This is a genomic window from Verrucomicrobiia bacterium (assembly GCA_026414565.1).
Lineage (GTDB): Bacteria > Verrucomicrobiota > Verrucomicrobiia > Limisphaerales > Fontisphaeraceae > Fontisphaera.
The window spans coordinates 21,119-39,763 of sequence record JAOAIT010000029.1 but is presented as its reverse complement, the minus strand read 5'-3'; the positions used below and the strand labels follow the sequence as shown (position 1 = coordinate 39,763).

Annotated in this window: 15 protein-coding genes and 1 pseudogene; 13 read left to right on the top strand and 3 right to left on the bottom strand. The window is 64.2% G+C overall.

All coding sequences use genetic code 11. The annotated features are described in order from the left end of the window. The first annotated feature begins 4 nt into the window (after nt 1-4). From N3J91_07525 to N3J91_07505, 5 genes are all read left to right on the top strand, one after another. Nucleotides 5-496 carry a hypothetical protein gene (locus N3J91_07525; GenBank protein MCX8156278.1) on the top strand — a complete coding sequence of 164 codons (492 nt, stop codon included), beginning with the start codon at nt 5-7 and terminating at the stop codon, nt 494-496. Beyond that, a complete protein-coding gene (locus tag N3J91_07520) occupies nt 493-2,886 on the top strand; it encodes an MMPL family transporter (GenBank protein ID MCX8156277.1) in 2,394 nt (797 codons plus the stop codon). Before N3J91_07525 ends, N3J91_07520 begins: the two co-directional genes overlap by 4 nt. A 57-nt stretch (nt 2,887-2,943) precedes the next feature. Beyond that, complete coding sequence (locus N3J91_07515; protein ID MCX8156276.1) at nt 2,944-4,416, top strand: hypothetical protein; 1,473 nt, start codon at nt 2,944-2,946, stop codon at nt 4,414-4,416. 55 nt (nt 4,417-4,471) lie between these two features. Next, complete coding sequence (locus tag N3J91_07510) at nt 4,472-5,437, top strand: hypothetical protein (GenBank protein ID MCX8156275.1); 966 nt, start codon at nt 4,472-4,474, stop codon at nt 5,435-5,437. Between the two features lie 119 nt (nt 5,438-5,556). Next, nucleotides 5,557-6,147, top strand: a complete 591-nt coding sequence (locus N3J91_07505; GenBank protein ID MCX8156274.1) for a hypothetical protein — start codon at nt 5,557-5,559, stop codon at nt 6,145-6,147. 587 nt (nt 6,148-6,734) lie between these two features. Here N3J91_07505 and N3J91_07500 read toward each other — a convergent pair. Continuing rightward, nucleotides 6,735-6,893: pseudogene (locus N3J91_07500) on the bottom strand (response regulator). Here N3J91_07500 and N3J91_07495 point away from each other — a divergent pair. Together N3J91_07495 and N3J91_07490 are read left to right on the top strand one after the other, a co-directional pair. Beyond that, nucleotides 6,821-8,158, top strand: a complete 1,338-nt coding sequence (locus tag N3J91_07495; protein MCX8156273.1) for an ATP-binding protein — start codon at nt 6,821-6,823, stop codon at nt 8,156-8,158. The pseudogene N3J91_07500 and the gene N3J91_07495 overlap by 73 nt on opposite strands. A gap of 1 nt (nt 8,159) precedes the next feature. After that, nucleotides 8,160-9,299, top strand: coding sequence for an ATP-binding protein (locus tag N3J91_07490; protein MCX8156272.1), 1,140 nt, complete (start codon nt 8,160-8,162; stop codon nt 9,297-9,299). Here N3J91_07490 and N3J91_07485 read toward each other — a convergent pair. Then, nucleotides 9,292-9,684, bottom strand: a complete 393-nt coding sequence (locus tag N3J91_07485) for a DUF3568 domain-containing protein (protein ID MCX8156271.1) — start codon at nt 9,682-9,684, stop codon at nt 9,292-9,294. The two genes, N3J91_07490 and N3J91_07485, sit on opposite strands and share 8 nt — an antisense overlap. A gap of 297 nt (nt 9,685-9,981) precedes the next feature. Between N3J91_07485 and N3J91_07480 the strand changes: the two genes are divergently transcribed. The 3 genes from N3J91_07480 to N3J91_07470 all read left to right on the top strand — a co-directional run bounded on the left by N3J91_07480 (nt 9,982) and on the right by N3J91_07470 (nt 15,022). Further along, nucleotides 9,982-12,132 carry a CHASE2 domain-containing protein gene (locus N3J91_07480; GenBank protein ID MCX8156270.1) on the top strand — a complete coding sequence of 717 codons (2,151 nt, stop codon included), beginning with the start codon at nt 9,982-9,984 and terminating at the stop codon, nt 12,130-12,132. 123 nt (nt 12,133-12,255) lie between these two features. Next, entirely contained in the window at nt 12,256-14,475 is a 2,220-nt protein-coding gene (locus N3J91_07475) for a response regulator (GenBank protein ID MCX8156269.1), read from the top strand. Nucleotides 14,476-14,587: 112 nt separating this feature from the next. Beyond that, the gene (locus N3J91_07470; GenBank protein ID MCX8156268.1) at nt 14,588-15,022 is read left to right on the top strand and encodes a cyclic nucleotide-binding domain-containing protein; all 435 of its coding nucleotides are present in this window, start codon (nt 14,588-14,590) and stop codon (nt 15,020-15,022) included. Here the strand turns inward: N3J91_07470 and N3J91_07465 are convergent. Beyond that, the gene (locus N3J91_07465; GenBank protein ID MCX8156267.1) at nt 15,016-15,882 is read right to left on the bottom strand and encodes a hypothetical protein; all 867 of its coding nucleotides are present in this window, start codon (nt 15,880-15,882) and stop codon (nt 15,016-15,018) included. The two genes, N3J91_07470 and N3J91_07465, sit on opposite strands and share 7 nt — an antisense overlap. A gap of 121 nt (nt 15,883-16,003) precedes the next feature. Here N3J91_07465 and N3J91_07460 point away from each other — a divergent pair, with 121 nt between their 5' ends. The 3 genes from N3J91_07460 to panB are packed head-to-tail and all read left to right on the top strand — an operon-like array spanning nt 16,004 to nt 18,621. Then, nucleotides 16,004-16,789, top strand: a complete 786-nt coding sequence (locus N3J91_07460) for a thiazole synthase (protein MCX8156266.1) — start codon at nt 16,004-16,006, stop codon at nt 16,787-16,789. Between the two features lie 27 nt (nt 16,790-16,816). Next, nucleotides 16,817-17,845, top strand: coding sequence for a D-glycero-beta-D-manno-heptose-7-phosphate kinase (gene rfaE1, locus N3J91_07455; protein ID MCX8156265.1), 1,029 nt, complete (start codon nt 16,817-16,819; stop codon nt 17,843-17,845). Continuing rightward, nucleotides 17,842-18,621, top strand: coding sequence for a 3-methyl-2-oxobutanoate hydroxymethyltransferase (gene panB, locus N3J91_07450; protein ID MCX8156264.1), 780 nt, complete (start codon nt 17,842-17,844; stop codon nt 18,619-18,621). The genes rfaE1 and panB overlap by 4 nt, the downstream gene beginning before the upstream one ends. The last annotated feature ends 24 nt before the right edge of the window (nt 18,622-18,645 follow it).

Here is an 18,645-nt window from a genome sequence, read left to right as displayed (position 1 = left end):
TTGCATGACTCCAATCCTCAACAGCGCGCGCTGGCTTTGGGGGCTCCTGGCGCTGGCCTTGGGCGGCCTGCTGGCCTGTCGCACGGCGCCCCCCATCCCGGTGGTGGACACCACCCAGCCGGGCTGGCGCACGCAGTATTGCCCCGCCCTCTGGCGGCCGGCGGGCAGGGACGCGCCGGAAATCGCCGGCGAACTGTGGCTGACCTCTCACGCCGATGGCCGGGCCTTGCTCCATTTTGCCAAGGTGCCCTTTCCCACCGTCACCGCTTGGCGTGCGCCCGGCCAGTGGCAAATCGAGTATCAACCCCAACGCCGCAGCAAAAGCGGGCGTGGCGCGCCTTCGCCAGATGATTTGATGTTGTGGGTGCCCGAGGCCCTGGCGGGCGCGCCGGTGCCGCCGCCCCTTGTTGTCGAAAAACTGCCGGGCCCGCCCCCGGCGGTGCGCTTGCGCCATCGAAACACCGGCGAGACCTTGACCTTGTTTTCGCCTCCATGAAGCGGGCCGGGTTGATTGCGGGTTTGGTGGTAGCGCTGCTGGCCGTGGCCGGCTGGACCCGTCTGCGCTGGGATGCCGACGTGCTCAACACCCTGCCCGCGCAGGAGCCGGCGGTGCGGGGGCTGCAACTGCACCAACGCCATTTCGCCGCGGCCGACGAGCTGATCGTGCGCGTGCGCGCCGCCACGGAGGAGGAGGCCACCGACGCCGCGCGCGCGCTGGCGCTGCACCTGCGGCAGCAGACCTCGCAGGTGGCCAGCGCGTGGTGGCAGCCGCCGCTGGAGGAAGCCCCCTCCGCCCTGGCGGCCCTGGTGGCGGAGGCCTGGTTGCACGCCCCGCCGGAGCGCGTGGAGCGTTTGCGCGCAGAGCTGGCACCCGACGCTTTGCCGGCCCGCCTGGCCGCGGCCCGCGAGCGGCTCGCCACGTCCTTGACTCCCTCCGAGCTGGCGCGACTGAGTTACGATCCGCTGGAGCTGTCACACCTCCTCGAGGCAGCCGTGCCGGTTTTAGGTGAGGAGTCCGCCGGTGCGGCGGGCTTTCAATCGCCGGACGGGCGCTCGCGTTTTGTGTGGGTGAAGGCCCGCGTGCCGCTGCGCGGTTATTGCGAGTGCCGCGCCTGGCTGAATCAAATGCAGGCGCTCATTCATGCTTGGCGTCAAGCCCACGACCCGCCGACCGCGCTGGAGATCGGATTCACCGGCCGCCCGGCTTTCATGGCGGAAATTGGCGGGGGCATGGAGCGCGATCTGGCCGGGCCAGCGCTGGGGACGCTGGCCATCATCGGCGCCCTCTTCTTTGCAGTTCATCGCGCCTGGCGCCCCTTGCTGTGGCTGATTGCCCTGCTGGTGCTTAACTTTGTTTTGACCCTGGGGCTGGGGGGCTGGCTGTTCGGCAGCATGAACGTGGTGAGCCTCGGCTTCGCCGCCATCCTCATGGGGCTGGCCGCCGATTACGCCATTGTGCTCTTGCAGGAGGCGCGCACCCATCCCGGCCTGCCAGTCGAGGAAGTTCAGCGGCGAACGCGTGCGGCCATTTTCTGGTCGGCAGCCACGACGGCCGGGGCCTTTCTGCTGCTCAACTTCAGCGGCCTGCCGGGCCTCGGCCAACTGGGAACGCTCGTGGCCATGGGCATCGCGCTGGCGGCGGTGCTGATAACCTGCCTTTACCTGCCGCCCCTGCAGCGGGCGCTGGTCGCGGCCAAATCGCCTCCTTCGCCATCCGCAGTGCCGTCGGCGCCGCGAGTCTCCCGGGCCCCGGTGCGGTTATGGGCCTCGGCAATCCTGGGGTGCTTATGCGCGCTGGTTTTGATATCTGCTGGACCACCCCCCTTTCAACGCACCACCGAGGCCCTGCGTCCCAAACACAGCCCCGCCTACGCGGTTTGGAATGAGTTCAAACAGGCCACCAGCGCCGGCCACGAGCCTTTGCTGCTGCTGCTCCAGGCCACCTCGGCCACAGAGTTGTACGAGGCGGCTCAGGCCCTACGCCGCCAGGGGGATGCCCTGGCTGCGCGGGGGGTCATCCGCGGCATGAATCTCCCGCTGGAGCTGGTGATGGATGCCCCCTGGCGCTCGACCAACACGCACACCTTGCTGCCTTTGGCAGCCCACCGCGAGGCATTGCTGTCCGCCGCCGCTCAAACCGGCTTCACCACCAATGCCCTGGCATTGACCCTCCAAGTGCTCGACTACTGGGCCGGAGCGGGCGACACCGCGCCTGCCGCCTTGCCGGCGGCCGTCCTCTGGCTGCGGGATCGTTGCTACGCCTTCCACGAAGGCCGGCGCGTGTTATTGGGCGTGATTCATCCGACGGACGCGGCCACGCCTGACGATTTGAACTTCCACGCGCCGGCTTCCACGCCGGTGGAAATGTACGTGACCAACTGGGAATGGATGGGCGGGCGGCTGGCCGCGCTGATGACGCGGGAACTGCCCTGGCTGCTGGCCGCCATCGGGGGAATGGTGCTGCTCGCGTTGGGGCTCGCCTTTCGGTCCTGGCGCGAACTGGTGCTGAGCCTGGCCGCCTTGTTGTTCAGCTTGCTGCTCCTCCTGGCCTGGATGCGGGTGGCAGGCTGGCCGTGGAATATGATGAACTTGATGGCCCTGCCGCTGATTTTGGGATTGGGCGTGGATTATTGTCTGCATCTGCTGCTGGGATTGCAGCGCCACGGTGGCGATTGGAGGGCCACGCATCAGGCCGTGGGCCGGGCGCTGCTCCTGGCCGGCGCAACCACCGTGGCGGCCTTTGGCTCGCTGGGCTTCTCCTCCAACGCCGGCGTGGCCAGTCTGGGCCAAATCACCGCCACCGGGGTGACGGCCTGTCTAATAACCGCCCTCGTCTTCCTGCCGGCCTGGGAAAGTTGGAGTCGCCAGCCTGCTGGCCGGCCTTGAACCTGGGTTGATTGGCTTGACGCTGGGGCAGGGGTGGGAAAGTATCGGCGCCGGCACATGGCAAGCCGTGGAAAAAGCATCCATCATGTCCGGCACTCCCTCCGCGGATGGCTGGCGGGACTGTTGCTGGCCTGGCTGACGATGGCCGGCGCTGGCGGGGCCGAGACCAACGCGGTTCATCACGGTTTTTTGTATGACAAACACCGCCTGACCCTGGCCTCGGGCTGGGAATGGGAGGTGTTGGGCCCGCTCTATTTGCAGCGCGACTGGGAGACCTCGCAACTGGTGGCCCTGCCGCCGCTCTTTTCCTACCAGCGGAATCGCGATCCGGAAGTGGAAGCGGTGGAATATGATTTGCTCTACCCCCTGCTGACTTATGACCGTTTCGGCTCCGAGTGGCGCTGGCAGTTCTTTCAACTCTTCTCCCTGGCGGGCGGACAGACAGGCGATGACGAAACGCGGCGCCGCTTCACGCTGTTTCCCCTCTTCTTTTATCAATCCTCGGACGTGCCCACCAATCGTTACTGGGGGCTGATGCCTTTCTACGGCCACTTGTACAACCGCCTGCTGCGGGATGAGGTGCGGTGGGTGATGTTTCCGGCCTATGTGCAGACGCGCAAACGGGACGTGGTAACGGATAACTACCTGCTGCCCCTGATCCATGTGCGGCGCGGGTTGAGCCTGCGGGGCTGGCAGGTCTGGCCGTTGGTTGGGCACGAAGTGCGCCAGCCCTTCCAGCGCACCAACCGCTTTGACGAGTTGGAAATTGTGCCGGGGCATGAGAAGTGGTTTGTCCTGTGGCCTTTCTTCCATGATCAGATCACCGGCCGCGGCACCGACAATGAACACCACACGCAGGCCTTGATTCCCCTCTACAGCTTCGAGCGCGGCCCCCAGCGGGAAAGCACCGGCATCCTCTGGCCGTTCAGCTTCTCCTACACCGAGGATCGCGCCCGCGGTTATCGCGAATGGAGCGCGCCCTGGCCGCTGGTCACCTTTGCGCGCGGCGAAGGCAAGACCATGAATCGCGTCTTCCCCCTTTACAGTCACGGCCAGACCGCCACCCTGGAAAGCGAAACAGTGCTCTGGCCCCTGCGGCAGTACCGGCGCGTGCGCAGCGAACCGCTGGATCGCGAGCGGCTGCGTGTGTTCTATTTCTTGTACTCCGATGCCGTCGAAAAAAACACGGACACCAGGGAATACCGCCGGCAGACTTCCTTGTGGCCGCTGTTCACCCACCGCAAAGAACAGGATGGCAGCGAGCGGTTGCAGGTGCTCTCGGTGCTGGAGCCTTTCCTGCCGCAGAACAAGGGCGTGCAGCGCAATTACTCGCCGGTATGGAGCCTGTGGCGGGCCGAGAGCAACGCGGTCACCCAGGCCAGCTCCCAATCCTTTTTGTGGAATTTCTACCGGCAGGAGGCGACCCCGGAAGCCAAGAAAACCTCGCTGTTCTTCGGGCTGATCAAGTTCAAGAGCAAACCCAGAACGCCGGGCCAGGAAACTCCCCGCCCGCCTTCCTCCGGCCCGTGAAGGCTTCCACCCTCCCTTGTGACAAGGCTGGTTTTTTAACCGTACCCAAACGCTTATGATCCAATCCTGGTTTGCAAAATGGTTTCTGGCGGGCTCGCCTGCCCTCCTGTTGGCTGCAACCCTTGCCGCGGCCGAGCCCGCTAAAACCTTCCGTGTGTATTACATCGGCAACAGTGTGACCGATACCATCCGCTACGGGCCGTTGGCCCGGCTCGCGGCCACGCGGGGCATCACCGTCACCTGGGGGCGGCACATGATCCCCGGGGCGCCCCTGGAGTGGTTGTACACCCATCCCAACGACGGATTTCGCGAGGCGCCCTTTGGGGGCTGGCAGCAGGCGCTGACGGATTACGCGTGGGACGCCATTTCCTTGCAGCCTTTCGACCGTCATCTGCACAGCAGGAACAAGGACGGGGAGGACCTGGGAGATGCGGCCTTGATCGCCAAATGGGCGCGCATGGCGGCCGCCAAAAACCCTGAAGTGCAAGTTTATATCTATGCCCGCTGGCCGCGCGTGACCCAGCAGGGCAAGGGCATCCCCTTCGACAAAAATGATTACGATCCCACCCGGCCCGGCAGCGGCAATGATTTGTCCAAGGTGGATGATTACACCGTACGATGGGAGGCCAAATACTCCGGCGCATGGGACCTGACCAACGAAACCCGGGACTATTTCGAGACGCTTTTACGCGAAGTGCGGCGGCTGACGCCCGACTTGAAACGGCCGGTTTTATTGGTGCCGGTGGGGCAGGTGCTGGCCGACCTGCATCAACAAATGAAGGCCGGCAAAGTGCCGGGGTGGACCAGCATCTACCAGTTCTATAAAGATGGCATTCACTTGAACGAGCCGGGCAGCTATGCCGTGGCCTGCACCTATTTCGCCACCTTGTTCAAACAATCCCCCGAAGGCCTGCCCACCGAGCCATACGGGCGCATTGCGCCGGAGCTGGCCCGGATCATTCAACAGACGGCGTGGCGGGTGGTACGCGAACATCCAGACACGGGCGTGGCGCCCCGCTAAGACCCCTCTTTTTCACAACGGAGACTGGCGGGGCAAGGGCTGTGGCGGCGTGTTTTTAGACTGGCTTTCCAGGCCACTTTGTGGCATCCTGAGGTCAGACCGACAGCAGCAAAAATGGAATGGAGCACCTGCCTATGCGCCGCGAATATCTCGAATTGCCGCGCGCCCAATTTCTGGCCGCGATGGACTTGTTACACCGCACCGCCACCCGCTTTGAACGGGACGAAGTGGTCATCAGTTTTGATGGAGCGTACCTTCACCTGGATTTGGGCGGCGCCACGACGCTGGTCCCCGCCAAAGGCTACATAGACGGCCAGTTTCGGATGCTGGCCGATCTGTTTTTTTACTGGCTCAAGGCCCCGCCGCGCGGCGATCCCATCCTGTTCGAGTTTGAGGAGAACAGATTGATCTCTGGCCGGCAGTGCACCCGGATCAGGCGCCAGCCCCCTTGGAGCAAAGTAATTGATATCCCCATTAATTTCAGTAAGTTGGAGCTGGCATTGCTTTATATTTATAAGTATGAGCATGAGCAGGATTTGGTGGAGGCAGGATTAATGCTTGCTGCCAGGAAAGCCTACGAGGATTTCCAGCAGGCCCTGGAGAAGTCTCGGGACAACTTCGCGGCCATCGGCGTGGACATTCAGGAGGTGTATGATTGCATGATCTGGGGGGCGCAATTCCGGTATCGCACCATGGAAAAAGTCGAGTAAACCGGGCGCGTCCGACCCGGAAACCTATCCCCGAACAGCCCCCGGCTCAGCGGCGGAGAAAGCGGCTTGTTATACCTTGGCAGCGTCCCCCGGCGGTGCCCCCCGCCAATTTGGTCTGGCCATAAGGGGGGGATTTGCGGTAAAGGAAGTTTGCTTTGCTCCGAAGGCCTCCCAATGGAAGGCATGGCTGGCAGCCGGAGCAGGCGCGTGATTGATGTCCGAGACACAACACGAGTCCGATGCTTTACGACCACCTGCACCACAGGGCGGAGGCCAGGACTTTTTATTGAAAGCCGCCGGAGATTTTCTGGCGATGGTGGGGGCGTCTTCAGCTCATTCCTACGGTGCCGCCGTGGCGCGCACCTTCTCCGCCCTGTCCGGGGTGAAGGGAGTGCGGCTTTACGAGCGGGCGGCCAGGGGGGGCAATCATTTGACTTTGACGGCCGTCCATCCCGCCGTTGATGCCGCCACCGCGCCCGCCGAATGGTCCTGGCGCGGCCTGGAAGGCTGGCCGGGGCTTCGCGGCCCGTGGCGTTGCTGGGTGGGCGTATCTCCTTCAAGCGACAGTCAGCAGCCGGGGATGGAGGCGCTCCGCCCGCTGGCCGCGCCGGGGTGGCAGGGCCTGCTGGTGGCGGTGTGGCTGCATGCCGACTCGCGCCCCCTGGCCCTGCTGGTGGCCGGCGGGCCGGAGGCGGAAGCCTTGCAGGCGGCGCTGCCGGCCGCGCGCCAGTTGGCGGCGCTCGCGGCGCAGGGCTGGCAGTCGTGGTGCCAGGTGCGGAGTTTGCAACAGCAGCAGGAGGCCCTGAACGAGCGGCTGGCCCAGGTCACGGCCGCCTGCGGGCTGGCCAACGCGGAGTTGTCGCGCGCGGCGCGGTTGAGCGATCAGTTTCTGGCGAACATGAGCCATGAGCTGCGCACGCCCTTGAACACGGTGCTGGGCATGGCCCAGGCCTTGCAGGAGGGCGTCATGGGGCCGGTCAATGAAGACCAGATGAGCTACCTGCAGATGATTGAAAAAGCCGGCCGCCAACTGCTCGCCATGATGACCGACATCTTGACGCTCTCGAAGGCCGGCGCGGGCCGTTTGGAGGTCCACCCGGAGATGGTGGCCTTGCAGGCCCTCTGTCAGGATTGCCTGCATTTCGTCATCCAGCCGGCCCGGCAGAAGCACATGCAGATCAGCCATCAGTGTGATCCCCGCGTCCCCATGCTCGAGGCGGATGAAAACATCCTCAAGCAAGTGCTGGTCAATCTGCTGACCAACGCCGTGAAGTTCACTCCCGAGCGGGGGAAAGTTTCGTTGGAAACCGTGGCGGAACCGGAGCGCCAGGCGGTGGCGTTTGTCGTGCGCGATACCGGCATTGGCATCGCGCCGGAAAACATGGACCGTTTGTTTCAGCCGTTTGTCCAGTTGCACGACGGCCTGGCACGCCAGTTTTCCGGCACCGGGCTGGGCCTGTCGCTGGTGTACCGGCTGACCGATTTGCACGGCGGCAGCGTGAGCGTGGCCAGCACGCCGGGGCTGGGCTCCACCTTTACGGTCCGCCTGCCCTGGACGCCGGCCGGCGCCGGCGGGGCGGGGGTGGCCGGCGCGCCTCTGGAGGGCGTGGCCGTGTTGCTGGTGGATGACCATGAGCGCTCCCTGGCCACCGCCCAAAAAATCCTGGCCGACGCAGGCGCCACCGTCTGGGTGGCGCGACAGGGAGCCGAGGCCCTCGAGCGGGCGGCAGAGGAAAAACCGGATGCGCTGGTGGTGGACCTGCAGCTTGCCGGCATGAACGGCTACGCGCTGATGAAGCACATCCAGGCCAATCCCCGCTTGCGCGGGCTGGGCATGGTGGCGGTGTCCTCGCTGGTTTTGCCCGGCGAACGCGAGCGGTGTCTGGAGGCGGGGGCGGCGGCGTTGGTGGAGCGCCCGTTATGCGCCGCCATGCTGGTGCAGGCCGTGCAAAACGCGCTGCCGACAGAGCGGCACCGCGCCGCCGCAAGTGTGACGGTTCAGGGAACTTGATATGGCTATGCCATTAAACGGAAAAGTGTTGATCGTGGACGATGACTCGTATGTGTGCGCCACGATGGAGGCGCTGCTCAAGAATGAGGGGCACCAGCTCATCTTTGCCTCCAGCGGCGCCGAGGGCCAGGCCAAGGCGTTGTCCGAACGGCCCGATGTCATCCTCCTCGACGTGATGATGCCGGAGATGGACGGTTATGAGGTGTGCCGGCGGTTGAAAGCCGATCCTGCCACCGCCGCCATCCCGGTGCTGCTGGTCACGGCGCTGACCGAACGCAAGGAGCGCCTGAAGGGCATTGAGGCGGGCGCCAATGATTACCTGACCAAGCCCATTGACGCCCAGGATTTGCGGCTCCGGGTGCGCAACGCCATTTACACGCGCAAACTCTACGATCAGCTCCAGCAAAGTTTTGAGCAGCTCAAGGAACTGGAGGCGCTGCGCGACAATCTGACCCACATGATCGTGCATGACATGCGCTCCTCCCTGGGCAGCGTGCTGGGGTTTGCGCAACTGCTCAAGGCCTCCGCAAAGAACAAACTCGATGAGCGCGAAGCCAATTTTCTCAACAAGGTGGAGCGCAACACCAATCTCCTGCTGGACATGGTGATCTCGCTGCTCGATATCAGCCGCCTGGAGGCCGGCCAGATGCCCTTGCGGATGAATCCGTGCAACGTGTACGACCTGGCCCGGGCCGCCATTCAACCCCTGGAGGCGTTGTTGGGCAGCCGCACCATTGACGTGGAGCGCCCCAACTCGCCCATCACGGTGATTTGCGACATTGACCTCACCCGCCGCGTGTTGGCCAACCTCGTAGGCAACGCCATCAAATACACCGGGGACGACGGCAAAATCCTCGTCCAGTTCGAGCGCCTGCCTCAGGCGGTCAAAGTCAAAGTCGTGGACAACGGACCCGGCATCCCGAAGGAGCAGCACAAAAAGATTTTTGAAAAATTCAGCCAGGCCCGCTCGGAGCAGCGCAGCCTGGGTGTAGGCTTGGGCCTGGCCTTTTGCAAGCTGGCCGTGGAGGCCCACGGCGGCACCATTGATGTCGAAAGCGACGTCGGCCGGGGCAGCACCTTCTGGTTTGTTCTGCCCGAAAAACCGGCCGAGACCGCCGCTCAGGTGGTCAAGGTTACTTGAGGTTGACCAGCGTCAGCGCGATCTCCTTTTCAATCTGCGCGGCCAGCTCGATGTCGCCAGCCCCGCCCCGGGTCCGCACCTGCACGGTGACACTGGTAATCCGCGTGTCCACCTCCCGCACCTTCACCCACACGTTGCGCGTATCCACCTTCGCCACCAGCGTTTTGTTGATGGTGTCCTCGCTGTTTAACGTTCCCAGCCTGGCCAGAACGCCCTTGGCGGCTTCAAACACCTGCGCCACCGTCCGCTCGTAGCGGCCCTCAATCTTGTCCCGGCCAAACGGCACTGCCGCCTTGGTGCGGCCGTCCACCGTCTTGACGCAACCGGTCGCGCCCGCCAGGAGCACCCCGCAAAGCAAACCAATGACCCAACTATGCATTTTCATAACTACGGCATAAAACCACAACGGCTTGAGGCGTCAAGCCCCAAAAAGCCCTAGGAATAGGGGTCAAAGGCAAATCTGACGATTGCTGCGAGCCAGACTTAACCCCCTTCGCTCCCGCCCTTTTTATCCCCATTCAGGCTTCAGGGGCGCGGGGGCGGAGGCCGTACTTCGAGCACCCCGGCATCGGGCCGCCCACCGGGCAGGATGATTCCCCGCTGCATGGTTCTGGTATCATCCGTCATTAACCTTCCCCCGGCGGTAGGGGGGTGCTATACTCGCCTTCGGCACACGCATGGCATGAATCCCTTTCGTCAGCGGGTGGCGCAGGCACGCTCCTTTGGCGGGTTCATGGGGGCAATCCTGGCGGTCCTGACGGGCGTGGCACTCTTCCTTTCCGCCTTGGGCAAGCCGCTGATCAACGCCAGTTTCGACTGGCCATTCCGTTATCGCACCCCGGTGGTGCCGGAGGAGGTGGTGATCATCTACATGGATGACTACTCCCATGCGGAGCTGGACCAGGACCCCAGCCGGCCGTGGAGCCGCCTCTTGCATGCCGAGCTGATTGAGCGCCTGACCCGCCAGGGAGCGCGCGCGATCGTGTTTGACGTGGTGTTCAGCAGCCCGGCCAGCAATTTCCTGGCGGACCCCCGCATGGCGGAAGAATGGGACGCGCGCCTGACGGAAGCCATGCGGCGGCATGGGAAGGTGGTGGTGGCCGCCGAGTATGGCCGCCTGGAAATGGAAGGGGCGGTGGCGTGGCGAATCCTGCCGATCTACGAGCGGGTGGCCAAAGCCGTGGCGGCCGTGGGGCACTCTTACACCACGGTGTCCGCGGATTATACCATCCGGTTGTTTCCTGAGGCGGTGGACTACGGAGGTGAGCCGTTTCCCTCCCTTTGTCAGGCCGCGGCCCAAGTCTTGGGATACGTGGATCCGCCGCACCACCGCACCCGCTATGTCAATTACTTTGGCCCGCCGCTGACGTTGCGCTCCGAAAGTTACTTTACGGTGTACCGGGGGGACACTCCCCCTGGCTTGTTCAAAGACAAGGTGGTCTTCATCGGCGCCCGCCAGAGCACCGGCATGACCGGTGAGGGCAAGGATGAATTTCGCAATCCCTGGCCCCGCTATCTGGAGGCCGCCTCCGGCCAGCACGATGCCGAGGTCCAGCTTCGCTCCTTTTCCCCCGGCACCGAAATCCAGGCCACGGCCTTCTGCAATCTCATGCGGAAGAACTGGATGGTGGCCATCCCCGATTCGCTCCAGTTGGGCCTGCTCATCGTGTTTGGCGCCCTGACCGGCTTTGGACTGGCCATGCTGCGGCCAACGCGGGCGGTGCCGGTGGCGCTGGGGGTGGTGACCGTGGAAGTGGGCGCTGCCATTGCCCTGCATGGGAAGGCGGCAATCTGGTTTGCCTGGCTGATCCCGCCGGTGCAGGTCTTCACCGCCACCTTGTGGTCAGTGTTGTTTAATTCCGTGCGGTTGTACTTTGAGAAATTGCTGGCCGAGGCCGAGGCGCGCACCGAGAAGGCGGAAAAACAACGCCTGGAAGCGGAGCAGAAATTGCTGGAGCAGGAGCGCGCTCTGTTGCGGGAAACCCTGGTCAAGCAGCTCTCGCCGGGGCGGGTGGAGCAGATCCTCAAAAACCCGGAGCTGCTCAAGCCCGGCACGCGCAAGCAGGTCATCAGCATCATGTTCAGCGACATCGAGGCGTATTCCAGGCTTTCCGAAAATCTCTCGCCCGACGAGCTGGCCGACCAGCTCAATGCCTACTATGAGCTGACCCTGGGCTGCGTGCACGAGACGGAGGGCACGGTGGTCAAGCTGATCGGCGACGCCATTTTTGCCATCTGGAATGCGCCGTTTCCCCAGGAGGATCATGCGCGGCGGGCATGTGTCTCGGCGCTCCTGCTGCATGGCCGCCTGGCGGCGCATGACCAACAGCGCACCGGGCCGGTGATGCGCACCCGTGTGGGCCTGAATCTGGGGGAGGCGAGTGTCGGCAACATCGGCAGCTCGCAACGGTTCGACTACACGGCCGTGGGCGATTGCGTCAACATCGCCTCGCGGCTGGAGGGCATGAACAAGATGGTGGGCACCGGCGTGCTGGCCACGCAGGCCATCCGCCAGGCGGTGGGAGATCAGATCATTTTCCGGCCGGTGGGCTTGTTTCGCTTCAAGGGCGTCACCCATTTGCAGTTTGTCTATGAAGTTGTCGGGTTGCCGGAGGTAGCCGAAGGCAGCCGCCCGTGGCGCGAGGCGTTTGCGGCCGCCTGGCAGCTTTTCGCCCAGCAGCGTTGGGCTGAGGCCGAGGCCGCCTTTCGCCACGTCTTGACCCTCAAACCGGAGGATGGGCCCTCGCTGTATTATCTGGAGCGCATTCATGAATTCCAGGCCCAGCCCCCGCCGCCGGACTGGCAGGGGCAGATTATTTTGCACGAAAAGTAAGGGGCGCAACCAATAACCCGCGTCCCCGCCCCGGCCTGCCCGGGAATTGCCGGATGACATTTTCCGGCTGCATTTTTTGGGCTGGCCGCGGAGCGTTGTTCCTCATTAGTATGCAGCCGCCCTATGTCGTACGAAATTGGTTTTGACCTGCTCATCCCCGGTCAATACATCAAACAGGCGCTGGCCGTGTCCTTGCTGAGCGTCTGGGTGCTGGTGGGGCTGTTTTTCTATCTGAATCATTTTACCCGCAGGCGTTATTTCACCATTTGGGCGGCAGGTTGGATGTTTTATGCCCTGTGGCTCACCTTGAACCTGGCCGTGGGCCACGAGGACCGGGAGGCCTGGATCACCATGATCAAGCAATGGTGCATTAGTGCCACGGCCTTGTTTTTATTTTGGGGCGGACTGCGTTTCCTGGGGCAGCGCGTGCGGCAGTCGCTGGCGGCGCTTTTTTTTGGCTTTTTGTTTGTCTGGAGTTATTACGGCGCCTATCAACTGGAAAATCCCCTCCAGGTGCGGCTGCCGATCTTTGGTTTGATTGCCCTGGCCAGCCTGCGCGTGGGCTATTGTTTCCTGGCCTATCGGCGGCGGCGCCCCTACGTGGGCGCGGGCCTCCTGGCGGTGGGCTTTGGTTTATGGGGCCTGTTTCATGTGGGCTTTCCCTTTCTTTATTACCAGCCCGAGCTTTTTGGCGCGGCCTTCCTCATTGCCACCGTCCTGCAACTCTTCATCGCGGTAAGCATGATTGTGCTGGTCCTGGAGGAGGCCCGCCACACCCATCATCTGGCATTTCTGAACTTGTCCAAACAGGCGGAGGAAAAAGAGGAGCTGCGCAGCAAGGTCTCGGCCACGGAGGAGCGCTATCGCAAGCTGTTTGAGAACGCCGGCCAGCCCATCATCATTGCCCGGCCCGAAGACCTCGAAATGCTGGAGGTCAATCAGGCAGCCGCGCGTTTGATCGGAGCCGGCAGCCCCCGGGAGCTGACCGGCCGCTCGCTGCTGACGTTTTGTCCCGGCCAGCCGCCGGCGGGAATGACCGCGGCCGAATGGCTGGCCACCCTCCACCCGCTGCCCTTGCGGCGGTTAAATCAGGACATTGCGCCGGTGGAGGTGACCGCCACCCCCGTCGAATACGACGGCCGGCCGGCAGTCCAGCTCTTCTTGCACGAATTGACCGAGCGCGCCCAGCTCGAGCACCAGTTGCGCCAGACCGAAAAGCTGGCCGCGCTGGGCCAGATGATTTCCGGCATCGCGCACGAGCTGAACAACCCGTTGGCGGTGGTGAAAGGCTACCTGGAACTGGTCTTGCAGCATCGCGAGCTGTCGCCAGCCGTCCGGGCCGACCTGGAAAAAGTGGCGCATGAAAGCAACCGCGCCGCCAAGCTTGTCCAGAACTTTCTGGCCTTTGCCCGCGAGCGCCCCCCGCAGCGGGAACTGGTGAACTTGAATGAGGTGGCCCAGCGCGTGCTTGACCTGCGCATGTTTGCCGTGCGCGTGGCCGGGGTGCAGGTGCAGACGCATTTTGATCCGCACCTGCCGCCCACCCTGGCCGACCCGGATCAGATCCAGCAGGTGCTGGTCATCCTCGTCAACAACGCCGTGCAAGCCATGTCCGGCCGGGACCGGGCCGGCTTGTTGACGGTCACCACCCGCCGGGTTGAGGAGCGGGTGCTGGTGGAAGTGGAGGACAACGGCCCCGGCGTACCCCCGCATTTGGAAAGCAAAATCTTTGAACCGTTTTTCACCACCAAACAGGTGGGCGCCGGCACGGGGCTGGGCTTGTCCATTGCCTTGAGCATTATCTCAGAGCACAACGGCCGCCTGTATCATCAGCGCCCGGGCACGGAAGGCGCGCGTTTTGTTGTCGAGCTGCCCATCCGAACCGCTCCCGCGCCCGAACCCTTGAAAACGGCGCCGGTGCCGTCCCCGGCTACGCCGCCGTTGGCGCAGGACCTGGCGCTGGACATTCTGGTTTTGGATGATGAACCCACCATCACGGAGATGGTTTCGGAAATGCTTTCCATCCTGGGCTGCCGCACGGTCGGATGCACCGTGCCGGCACAGGCCCTGGAGCTGCTGCAAAAACGGCACTTCGATTTGATTCTCTCCGATATCCGCATGCCGGAAATGGACGGCCGCCAGTTCTACGCCGCCGTGCGCCAGCAGAACCCGGCTTTGGCCGGCCGCATTCTCTTCCTGACGGGCGACACGGTGAACGAGGAGACGCGGGCCTTCCTGAAATCCGTGGGCAATCATCACCTGGGCAAACCCTTTCAACTGGAGGCCCTGCGCCGCGCCATTCTCGAAATCGTGCGCTCCCAAACCACCCCGGCCGCCGTTTGAGGGCCGCCCCCTCCCCGCTCCCAGCATCCGCTTGTCTCCAGGTTGAGGGAGGCTTAAAGCGTGCTATATTTCCTCCATTAGCACCCTCCAGCGCCCGGTGCGGATGGCCTTTGTGTCCCAGCGTCTTGAAAGTCTGTTGCGTGCCCTGGACCCGCCGCCAGCGGAAATTCAGGTCCCGCCAGGCACAGTCCTCCTGCGTCAGGGGGAGCGTTTGGGGGTGCTTTATGTGTTGCTGGCGGGGCGGGTGGAAATTGTCAAAAACGACATGCCTTTGTGTCTGGTGGCCGATCGCGGGGCAGTGTTTGGCGAGTTGTCGCTACTGTTGCGCTGCTACCAAAATGCCACCGTCCGCACCGTGGAAGCCTGCACCCTGTTGCGTATCGAGCAGGCCGACGAAGCGCTCAGCCACACCCCGGAAATCGCCTGGGAGCTGGCCCGCCTCCTGGCCCGGCGGCTGGCCTTGTTGGATGCCCGCTTTGCCGAGCTGAAAGAACAGGTGGCGCGCATCCAGGCCGAAAGCCTGCAGGGCGGCGGCCCCCCCTATTGAAGACGTGGCGGAGCGGGCCGGTTCTGCGCCGGTGGCGGGGCAGGGGATACTTTCCACCATTCGGGCCAGCGCTCAATGGGCCAGCAGACGGCCAGCACCACCGCCATGCCGGCCAGCGGTGAAAGATCCAGCTTGCCCAGCCGCATCCAGCGCAGGGGCCGCAGCAACACCCGGGCGCTCTGCGAGACAAAGGGCCAGAAACTTCCCGGCCCCAAATAGACGTAGAGATTGATCAGATGGAGGGCAAACAAACCCAGCAGCAGGTATTTCCACGCCAGCAGCACCACCACGCCAAATCCCAGGGCATCCTTCCAGAGCTGGGACGGCGGCGCTTCCGGCAGGTAGTCCAGTGATTGGAAATAAAGTTGCAACAGCGGCCATCCGGCCATGGCGAGCACCAGCGGAAGCAGGGCTTGCAGCACGCCGGGCCAGCGGGCGGGGCGCCCCACCAGTTGCCGCAAAAACCGCTGCGGCGGTGAGATTTCCGCCGGCTGTCCCTGCACCGCCGAAAGCAGCAGCAGCCCGAAATACACCACGAAAAAGAAATGCGCGAAACTGGTGAGCGAGAAGAGCAAATACCGTCCCACCGTTTCACACTTGAAACTGATCACCAGCACGCCCAGCGAGATTTTGGGCGTCCAGTCCAGGGCTTCTCCCAGTTGGGAATAGAACAGGCCGCGCAGCACCAGCAGCCCGGCCAGCAGCACCGGATAAACCCACCGCCGCTGGGCGACCTGATCAGCCGGGCGGACGGTGGCGGCCAAGCTCAAGGGCGCCGGCGCCGCGCTCAAACGGGCCGTGCGCCAGCTTGCCCACAACAACCAGGCAATCAGATTCAGCAATAGATCCAGGTAGGCCATGCGATCCCGGCACGCGATTCAATAAGGTTGGCCGCCCGATTTCAAACTAATTTCCCACCGCCCGCGCCAGTCATTCTGTGGCTGGACGGCGCGGCGGGAAGGGGGTAGCTTTGCGTTGATGATGTTGGAAAATCGTCCATGGGTGGTGGCGGGGCGGACGTTTCGCTCGCGGCTCTTGTTGGGCACCGGCAAGTTTGCTTCGCCCGAGCTGATGCGTGCGGCGCTGGAGGCGAGCGGCGCGGAGATTGTGACCGTGGCCCTGCGGCGGGCCGATCTCAGCGGACGGCATGATCCCTTCGCCAATATTTTGGATTTTATCGATCCGCAGCGCTATCTGATCCTCCCCAACACCAGCGGCGCGTTGAACGCCGCCGAGGCCGTGCGCCTGGCCCGGCTCGCCGCCGCCGCCGGACTCCCCAAATGGGTCAAACTCGAGATTCATCCGGACCCGCGCTACTTGCTGCCGGATCCCATCGAAACCCTGGCGGCCACCGAACTACTGGTGAAAGAAGGTTTCACCGTGCTGCCCTACATCAACGCGGACCCCGTGCTGGCCAAGCGGCTGCAGGAGGCCGGCGCGGCCACGGTCATGCCGTTGGGCTCGCCCATCGGCTCCAATCAAGGGGTCCTGACCCGCGATCAGGTGCGCATCATCATCGAGCAGGCCACCGTGCCGGTGGTGGTGGATGCCGGCTTGGGCGCCCCCAGCCACGCGGCCGAGGCCATGGAATTGGGCGCGGACGCCGTCTTGGTGAATACGGCCATCGCCATTGCCAGCGATCCGGTCCGCATGGCCCAGGCCTTCCGGGCTGCCGTGGAGGCGGGGCGCGCGGCGTATGAGGTGGGGCTGGCCGAGCGCCAGCCCGTGGCCAGCGCCACCAGTCCCTTGACCGGTTTCCTGGGTTGAAACACCTTGCGGTTGGGGTCATTTCCCATGAAAAAAACAGCCCTTCAGCTTTCCCGTGAACGCGTCCACCGTTGGCTGAAACGTGCCGGACAACGGCGCCTGCTGGTGGTGGGCGACTTGATGCTCGACCAGTTTGTTTGGGGCCAGGTGAATCGCATCTCGCCCGAAGCCCCCGTGCCCGTGCTGGAGTTTGTGCGCGAGAGTTTCATGCCCGGCGGCGCCGCCAACGTGGCGCGCAACCTCACCACCCTCGGCGCGCAGGCCGCCGTGGTGGGCGTGGTGGGACACGACGCCGCCGGCCGCCAACTCCAGGATTTGCTGGCGGCCGACGGCGTGGATACCCGCGGCCTGCTCACCTTGCGGGACCGCCACACCAGCATCAAGACGCGCATCATCGCCCACCAGCAGCAGGTGGTGCGGGTGGATCGGGAAACGCGCGGCGATCTGGGCGGCGCCGCCACCCAGCGGCTCCTCGACCTGCTGCGCCAGCGGCTGGACGGGGCGGATGCCGTCATTGTGGGGGATTACGGCAAAGGGGTCGTTACCCAGCCCCTGCTCGACGAACTGAAGCGCCTCTGTCGCGAACGGGGCATTTGGTTGAGCCTGGACCCCAAGCCGGTCCACCGCCTGGACCTGAGCCGGCTTTCGCTCATCACCCCCAACCGCAAGGAAACTTTCGAGCTGGCCGGCCTGCCCGATGGCGCTCGGGGACTGCCGCCCATGCAGGACAAACTTTTGTTGCAGGCGGCGGGGGATTTGTTGACCCGCCTGCAACCGGCCTTGTTGCTCGTCACCCTGGGCGAGCAGGGCATGCTGTTGTGCCGCCGCGAGCAGCCGCCCCTGCACATTCCCACCGTGGCGCGCGAGGTCTTCGATGTCTCCGGCGCGGGCGACACGGTCATCGCCTCCTTCACCCTCGCGATCGCCCTCGGAGCGTCCCCGGAAGAAGCCGCCATTTTCTCCAATCACGCCGCGGGGGTGGTGGTGGGCAAGGTGGGCACGGCGGCCGTCACGCCGGCGGAATTGCTCGCCAGTTTCAGCCATTCCCGTCCATGAATGCGGCCTCCAAAGTAACCGTCGCCGATTGCCAGGCGCGCAAAGGGCGGCAACCCATCCCCTTTCTCACCACGTACGATTACCCCATGACCCGCCTGTTGGACGAGGCGGGTGTGCCTTTTCTCCTGGTGGGCGATTCCCTGGGCATGGTGGTCTTGGGCCATCCCGATACCACCCACGTCACGCTGGCGGACATGGAGCACCACGTGCGCGCCTGTGCGCGGGCACAGCCGCGCGCGCTGTTGGGGGCCGATTTGCCGATTGGCACCTACACCACCCCTGAGCAGGCGGTGGCCAGCGCCCGACGATTGGGCGCCGCGGGCGCCGAATACGTCAAAGCCGAGGGTGGACGCGCCATCCTGCCTCAAGTGCAAGCCATCGTGCAGGCCGGCATTCCTTTTTTGGGGCATCTGGGCATGTTGCCCCAGCACGTCCAAGAAGAGGGCGGCTATCGCGTCAAAGGCAGAAAACCCGAGGAGGCCGCCGCGCTCCTGGCCGATGCCCGGGCACTGGAGGCGGCAGGCGCTTTTGCCGTGGTGCTGGAACTGGTCACGCCCCCCGTGGCGGCGGAAATCACCCGCGCCCTCCGCATTCCCACCATCGGCATTGGCAGCGGCCCGGATTGCGATGGGCAGATTCTGGTCATTCATGATTTGGTGGGTTTGTTCCCCTGGTTCAGGCCGCGCTTTGTGACGCCCCAGGCCCAATGTGCTGAGGCCATCCAACAGGCCGTCCAGCGTTGGATGCAGACCCTGCCGGGCCACCGCCCGGCCTGAGGCGCAATCAAGAGGGCGCGCTTG